At 65.7% G+C, this 2,847-nt stretch carries 3 protein-coding genes; all 3 read left to right on the forward strand.

The features are described 5' to 3' along the window. On the forward strand, positions 1-1,105 hold a 1,105-nt coding region (lysA, locus tag EN750_RS27495), incomplete at its 5' end, for a diaminopimelate decarboxylase (protein WP_127398559.1). 39 nt (positions 1,106-1,144) lie between these two features. After that, a complete protein-coding gene (locus EN750_RS27500; RefSeq protein WP_127398561.1) occupies positions 1,145-2,086 on the forward strand; it encodes a threonine/serine dehydratase in 942 nt (313 codons plus the stop codon). Between the two features lie 254 nt (positions 2,087-2,340). After that, on the forward strand, positions 2,341-2,847 hold a 507-nt coding region (locus EN750_RS27505), incomplete at its 3' end, for a DUF4175 family protein (protein WP_127398563.1).

The raw sequence follows: 2,847 nt of genomic DNA on the forward strand, positions 1-2,847 counted from the left end.
CTGCTACGCCATGAAGGCCAATTCCAACCAGGCCGTGCTGCGGACGCTGGCCAAGCTCGGCGCCGGCGCCGATGTGGTTTCGGAAGGTGAATTGCGCCGGGCGCTGGCCGCCGGCATTCCGGCCGGCAAGATCCTGTTTTCGGGCGTCGGCAAGACCGCGCGCGAAATGGACTTTGCCCTTGCCGCCGGCATCCTTTGCTTCAACGTCGAATCCGAGCCTGAACTCGAGCTGTTGTCGGCGCGAGCCACCGCCCTTGGCAAGGTGGCGTCGATCTCGCTGCGCATCAATCCCGACGTCGACGCCAAGACCCACAAGAAGATCTCCACCGGCAAGGCCGAGAACAAGTTCGGCATCCCGTGGCAGCGGGCGCGGCAGGTTTATGCCCGCGCGGCAAAGCTTCCCGGCATCAGGATCACCGGCATCGATACCCATATCGGCAGCCAGATCACCGAGCTGCAGCCCTTCGACGATGCCTTCGCCCTGCTTGTCGATCTCGTCGGCGCGCTGCGGGCGGACGGCCATGCCATCGAGCATATCGATGTCGGCGGCGGGCTCGGCATTCCCTACCGCATCGACAACAACCCGCCGCCGCTGCCCGACGCCTATGCCCAGATCGTCAGGAAGCATGTCACCAAGCTCGGGCTGAAGGTGATGTTCGAGCCTGGCCGGCTGATATCGGGCAATGCCGGCATCCTCGTCTCGGAAGTGATTTTCGTGAAGGAAGGCGACGCCAAGAACTTCCTCGTCGTTGATGCCGCCATGAACGATCTCATCCGGCCGACGCTCTACGACGCCTTCCACGACATCCGTCCGGTCGTGCAGCCGCCGGCCGACACGCCGCGCATGATGGTCGACGTGGTCGGCCCGGTCTGCGAGACCGGCGACTATATCGGCCTGGACCGCGATCTGCCCAGGCTGAAGGCCGGCGACCTGATTGCCGTCTCCACCGCGGGCGCCTATGGCGCGGTGCAGGCCGGCACCTACAACACCCGCCTGCTGGTGCCGGAGGTGCTGGTCGACGGCGACCGGTTCCACGTCGTGCGCCCACGCCCGACCTATGACGACCTGATCGGGCTGGATTCCATGCCCGACTGGCTTGCATAGAAGCGCCGGAAACACACCTACCCGTCCCAGGGAGCAATCATGACGAACGGCATCACCGTCACACGCGAGCGCATTGCCGCGATGGAACCGCGCATCCGCCCCTATATCAGGCACACGCCGGTGCTGCGCGTCGACATGGCCGACTTCGATCAGCCGCCGCTGGCCGTCGACCTGAAGCTCGAATGCCTGCAGCATTCCGGCTCGTTCAAGGCGCGCGGCGCCTTCACCAATCTCCTGGAGCGGCCGGTTCCCAACGCCGGTGTCGTCGCGGCATCGGGCGGCAACCATGGCGCGGCCGTCGCCTATGCCGCCATGCGGCTCGGCCACAAGGCGACCATCTTCGTTCCCGAGGTGAGCCCGCCAGCCAAACTGGAGCGAATCCGCTCCTACGGCGCCGAACTGATCGTCGGCGGCGCCCGCTATGCCGAGGCGCTGGCGGCCAGCGAACGGTTCGCCGAGGAGACCGGCGCCTTGCAGATCCATGCCTTCAACCAGGAGGAAACGCTCGTCGGCCAGGGCACGCTCGGGCTCGAAATCGAGAGCGATTTGCCTAAGATCGACACGCTGCTGGTCGCTGTCGGCGGCGGCGGCCTGATCGGCGGCATCGCTGCCTGGTTTGCCGGCCGCATCCGCATTATCGCCGTCGAGCCGGAAGGAGCACCGACGCTGCATCGCGCCTTCGAGGCCGGACACCCCGTCGACGCACCGGCCGAGGGCATCGCCGCCGATTCACTGGCGCCAAAGCGCGTCGGCGAAATGATGTTCCCGATTGCCGAAGCCTTTGTCGAACGCTCGATCCTGGTCAGTGACGACGACATCATCGCCGCGCAGAAGGCGCTGTGGAACCGGGCCCGCATCATCTCCGAGCCGGGTGGCGCCGCCGCCTTTGCCGCGGTCCTGTCGGGCCGCTATGCGCCGGCGGCGGGCGAACGGGTCGCCGTACTGGTCTGCGGAGCGAATGCGGACCCCGCTACCTTCTAAAGGGCCTGCTGCCTTCTAAAGGGCCTGCAGCCTTCTAAAGGGTATGCAGGATGGAACTATAACGGTCCACTTCACGTTTTTCCGAACTGCCTCGCCTTTGCCGTGTTTGCTGGTATTCTTTGAGTCGTGAGGCGTCGGGCTATCCTGCCCGCTCCACAGCATGATTTCGAAAAGTGAAATCCCTTTCGGAACAGATCATGCTCAAAGGGATAGGGCCGCATCCCGGTTTTCGGGATAGGCTCAAGGAAGGGCCGATGACGCAACGACCCACCTTCAGCAGCGATCGCGGCCTCGCCGGGCGCCTGGCCTTGAGCCGGTTGGCGACGCGGGTTTCGATGATGGTCGAGCGCGGCTGGCCGTTGCTGCTTCCGCTCGTCATAGTCGCCAGCCTGTTCCTCAGCATCTCCTGGCTGGGGCTGTTCTTCCGGCTGCCGGATATGGCGCGTGTTGGCCTGGTCGCTGCTTTTGCCATAGCGGCACTGGCCGCGCTCTATCCGCTGCGCTTCTTCCGCCTGCCGGGCGCCGCCGAAATCGACCGCCGCATAGAGGCCGCCAATCAACTGTTGCACAGCCCGGTGCTGGTGCAGACCGACCGGCCCAGCGGCAGGGAAAGCAGCTTCTCGCAGGCGCTGTGGCGTGAACACCAGAAGCGTATGGCTGGAAAGCTCGACAACCTTGGCGCCGACCTGCCGCGCACGCGCGTGCCGGAGCGCGACCCCTGGGGGCTGCGCGCGGTGGCGGCCCTTTTGCTCGTTACCGCC

Origin of the sequence: Mesorhizobium sp. M7A.F.Ca.ET.027.03.2.1 (assembly GCF_003999175.1) — a bacterium.
Taxonomy (GTDB): Bacteria; Pseudomonadota; Alphaproteobacteria; order Rhizobiales; family Rhizobiaceae; genus Mesorhizobium.